This window comes from Dietzia sp. UBA5065 (assembly GCA_002415925.1).
GTDB lineage: Bacteria > Actinomycetota > Actinomycetes > Mycobacteriales > Mycobacteriaceae > Dietzia.
In genome coordinates this window covers 553-4,707 of record DIAZ01000112.1, presented here as the reverse complement: position 1 = coordinate 4,707, position 4,155 = coordinate 553, and the positions used below count along the sequence as shown (strand labels likewise).

General features: G+C 73.2%; 5 protein-coding genes. All 5 read left to right on the top strand.

The window, feature by feature from the left end; genetic code table 11:
* Positions 1-655: GTP cyclohydrolase II (gene ribA / locus B4M60_RS08780; RefSeq protein WP_291082389.1), on the top strand; the 655-nt coding region annotated here is incomplete at its 5' end.
* Positions 652-1,128, top strand: a complete 477-nt coding sequence (gene ribH, locus B4M60_RS08775; protein WP_291082386.1) for a 6,7-dimethyl-8-ribityllumazine synthase — start codon at positions 652-654, stop codon at positions 1,126-1,128. The genes ribA and ribH, both read left to right, overlap by 4 nt.
* Entirely contained in the window at positions 1,125-1,598 is a 474-nt protein-coding gene (locus B4M60_RS08770) for a PH domain-containing protein (RefSeq protein WP_291082383.1), read from the top strand. Before ribH ends, B4M60_RS08770 begins: the two co-directional genes overlap by 4 nt.
* Before the next feature lie 5 nt (positions 1,599-1,603).
* A complete protein-coding gene (uvrC, locus tag B4M60_RS08765) occupies positions 1,604-3,682 on the top strand; it encodes an excinuclease ABC subunit UvrC (RefSeq protein ID WP_291082380.1) in 2,079 nt (692 codons plus the stop codon).
* 9 nt (positions 3,683-3,691) lie between these two features.
* A partial coding sequence (locus tag B4M60_RS08760) for an RNase adapter RapZ (RefSeq protein WP_291082376.1) occupies positions 3,692-4,155 on the top strand: 464 nt, incomplete at its 3' end.

Here is a 4,155-nt window from a genome sequence, read left to right as displayed (position 1 = left end):
GCGGCGCGCCAACGAGGTCCAGGTCATCCACGAGGCCGCCGCGCGGATCCCCACCCCCGCCGGCACCATGACCGCCCACGGGTACCGCGACGTCCTCCAGGGGGTCGAGCACGTGGCCATGGTCGCCGGCGACGTCTCCGGCGACGCGCCCGTCTCGGTCCGCATCCACTCGGAGTGCCTCACCGGCGACGTCTTCCACTCCCTGCGCTGCGACTGCGGCCCCCAGCTGGACGCCGCGGTGGCGGCCGTCTGCGAGGAGGGTCGGGGCGTGGTCCTCTACATGCGTGGACACGAGGGCCGGGGCATCGGCCTGGTGCAGAAGCTCCGCGCCTACCAGCTCCAGGACGACGGCCGCGACACGGTGGACGCGAACCTGGACCTCGGGCTGCCCGCCGACGCCCGCGACTTCAGCCTCGCGGCGCAGATGTTGCGGGACCTCGGGGTGACCCGGGTCCGGCTCATGACCAACAACCCCGCCAAGGCCGACGCCCTCGGGGTCGGGGGCGTCGAGGTGGTCGAGCGGGTGCCCATGCCGACCGCCGTGACCCCCGAGAACCTGCGGTACCTGCGCACCAAGCGGGACCGGATGGGGCACCTGCTGGAGGGGCTGGACGAGGAGTTCGGTCCCGGGACCGACGGAGAGGATCGGCGATGAGCGGCAGCGGTAGGCCGGAACTGGTGATCCCCGACGCCCGCGGGTTGCGGCTGGGCGTCGTGGCGTCCACCTGGCACGACGAGATCTGCACGCAACTGCTCGACCGGGCCCTCGCGGTGGCGGAGGCCGCCGGCGTGCCGGTCACGCTCACCCGCGTCACCGGGGCCGTCGAGCTCCCCGTGGTGGCCCAGGAGCTCGCCCGCACCCACGACGCCGTGGTGGCGCTGGGGGTGGTGATCAGGGGCTCGACCCCGCACTTCGACTACGTGTGCCGGTCGGTGACCGACGGTCTCACGAGGATCGCGCTCGACGAGTCGACGCCCGTCGCGCACGGCGTCCTGACCACCGAGGACGAGGACCAGGCCCGGGACCGCGACGGACACGACGGCGCCGCCGAGGACAAGGGCGGGGAGGCGGTCGCCGCGGCGCTCGGCGCCGCCCTCGCGCTCCGCGCCCTGAGGTCGGGCCGATGACCGACTCCTGGGACTTCGACCACCGGCCCCGGCGCCTCCGCGTGACGGTCATCGCCCTCGCCGTGGTGATCGTGCTGGTCCACGTGGCGTGGGCGTTCGTCCTGGTCCGCGGTGACACGGGCGTGACGGTCGGGGTGGCCGATCAGCTCGCCTTTGTGGTGGTGGGGTTGATCTTCGCCGGCGTCCTCCTCACGCTGCTGCGCATCAGGGTGCGGGCGGGCGAGCAGGGCGTCGAGATCCGCGGACCGCTGCGGTCGCGGGTGTGGGGCTGGGAGGACATCGTGGGACTCACGTTCCCGCGCTCCAGTAAATGGCCGCGCCTCGAGCTGCCCGGCTACGAGCACGTGGGCATCTGGGCCATCCAGTCGGTCGACGGGCAGGACGGGGTGGACGCCATGAGCGGCCTCCGCGAGACCGTCCGCCGGTACAAGCCCTCGGCGGCCGATCCCGAGACCGTCGCCGACCGCTGACCCCCGTGGCCGATCCGCGCACCTACCGGCCGGCCCCCGGCTCCGTCCCCACGGAGCCGGGGGTCTACCGCTTCCGTGACGAGCACGGCCGCGTCATCTACGTGGGCAAGGCCAAGAACCTGCGGAGCCGGATCGGGTCGTACTTCGCCGACCTCACGCTCCTGCACCCGCGGACCAGGAGGATGGTCACCGCGGCGGCCGGGGTCCAGTGGACGGTGGTGTCCACGGAGGTCGAGGCGCTCCAGCTGGAGTACACGTGGATCAAGAAGTACGACCCGCGCTTCAACGTCCGGTACCGCGACGACAAGACGTACCCGCTGCTCGCCGTGACGGTCGGGGAGGAGTTCCCCCGGGCCTTTGTCTACCGCGGCCCGCGCCGCGCGGGTACCCGCTACTTCGGCCCCTACTCGCACGCCTGGGCGATACGCGACACGCTCGACACCCTGCAGCGGGTGTTCCCGGTGCGGTCCTGCACGGCCGGGGTGTTCAGGCGGCAGGCCCAACTCGGCAGGCCCTGCCTGCTCGGATACATCGACAAGTGCGCGGCCCCCTGCATCGGGCGGGTGACGGCGGACGAGCACCGCGCCATCGTCGACGAGCTGTGCGACTTCCTGTCCGGGCGGACGGACGTCATCATGCGCCGGATCGAGAAGCGGATGCTGGAGGCGTCGGAGGGCCTGGACTTCGAGCGCGCGGCGCGCCTGCGGGACGACCTCGGCGCCATGCGGCGCGCCATGGAGAAGCAGGCCGTGGTCCTGGGCGACGGGACCGACGCGGACGTCGTGGGGGTCGCGGCGGACGAGCTCGAGGTGTCCGTGCAGGTGTTCCACGTCCGTGGGGGCCGGATCCGCGGCCAGCGCGGCTGGGTGGTCGAGCACACCCACGGGGTCGGGGCGGACGGCCACTTCGACCCCGACGCCGCGGTGCCGGGCGTGGTCTCCGACTACCTCGCCCAGTTCTACGGGGGCGAGGCCGACCTGGCGGGGGCCTCCGACTCGGCCGCCGACATCGCCGCCGCCGTACCCCGCGAGGTGCTGGTACCGGCCCTCCCGGAGGACTCCGCCGAGCTCGCGGACTGGCTGTCCGCCCTCAGGGGGTCCCGGGTCTCGCTGCGGGTTCCGCAGCGCGGGGACAAGCGGTCGCTCGCGGAGACCGTCCACCGCAACGCCGTGGAGGCGCTGACCCAGCACAAGCTCCGCCGCAGCGGCGACCTCACCGCCCGCTCGGCCGCGCTGCAGGAGATCCAGGAGACCCTCGAGCTGGACTCGGCGCCCCTGCGGATCGAGTGCGTGGACATCTCCCACACCCAGGGCACCGACGTCATGGCGTCGCTGGTGGTGTTCGAGGACGGCATCGCCCGCAAGAGCGACTACCGCCTGTACCGGATCCGGGAGGCCGCCGGCGACGGGCATTCGGACGACGTGGCGAGCATCGCGGAGGTCACCCGGCGCCGGTTCCGCCGTCACCGCGAGGAGCCGACGGTCACGCCGGACGACGCGGACGGACCCGTCGACGACGAGGGGGCGCCCGAGGGGGGCGGACCCGCATCGGCCACGCCGTCGCGTCGGTTCGCCTACCCGCCGCAGCTCTTCGTGGTGGACGGCGGCCGACCCCAGGTCGAGGCCGCCGCCGAGGTCCTCGCCGAACTCGGCGTGACCGACGTCCCGGTCATCGGGATCGCGAAGAGGCTCGAGGAGATCTGGCTGCCGGGGGAGGAGTACCCGGTGATCTTCCCCCGGCAGGGGGAGGGGTTGTTCCTCCTGCAGCGCCTCCGCGACGAGGCCCACCGCTTCGCGATCCGCGCCCACCGGGGAGCCAGGTCCCGGCGCATGACCACGTCCGTCCTCGACGACGTGCCCGGGCTCGGGCCCGCCCGGCGGGCCGCCCTGCAGGAGCGGTTCCCCACCGTGTCCGCGCTGCGTGCGGCCGGTCCGGCGGAGCTGTGCCTCGTCCCGGGGATCGGCCCCGGGGTGGCCGAGGCGATCCGCACCGCGCTCGGTTCGGAGGAGCCGGGGCCGGACGTTCCGGCGGCCGACGTGGAAGACTCGCAGGGGTCGCCCGACGAGGGCGGTACGACGACGTGAGGTGGCACGATGGACGGGAACGACGAGGGACGTGAACTCCTCCTCATCAGCGGGATGTCGGGGGCCGGCAAGGGCACCGCGTCCAAGGTGCTCGAGGAGTTCGGCTGGTACGTCGTGGACAACCTGCCCCTGGAGTTCGTGGCCGACCTGATCGACCACATGCAGGGCGCGGAGGACGGGCCGAAGCGCCTGGCCGTGGTCGCGGACGTCCGCAGCCTGGGTTTCGACGAGCACATCGGCGGGCTCCTGCAACGGTTCGACGGTCGGCCGCAAGCGAAGGTCCTCTTCCTGGACGCCTCGAACGAGGCGCTGGTCGCGCGGTTCAACAACGTGCGCCGGTCCCACCCCCTGCAGTCCGGCGACGGCCTGATCGACGGGATCCAGCGGGAGCGGAAGGTCCTCGAGGGGATCCGAGGCCGGGCGGACGTCGTGGTGGACACCACCAAGCTCAGCGTGCACGACCTCCGGCACCG

Bases quoted from the DNA above. Each gene is read 5' to 3' on its own strand.
- ribH (WP_291082386.1), top strand. From the start codon at position 652: ATGAGCGGCAGCGGTAGGCCGGAACTGGTGATCCCCGACGCCCGCGGG.
- B4M60_RS08770 (WP_291082383.1), top strand. From the start codon at position 1,125: ATGACCGACTCCTGGGACTTCGACCACCGGCCCCGGCGCCTCCGCGTG.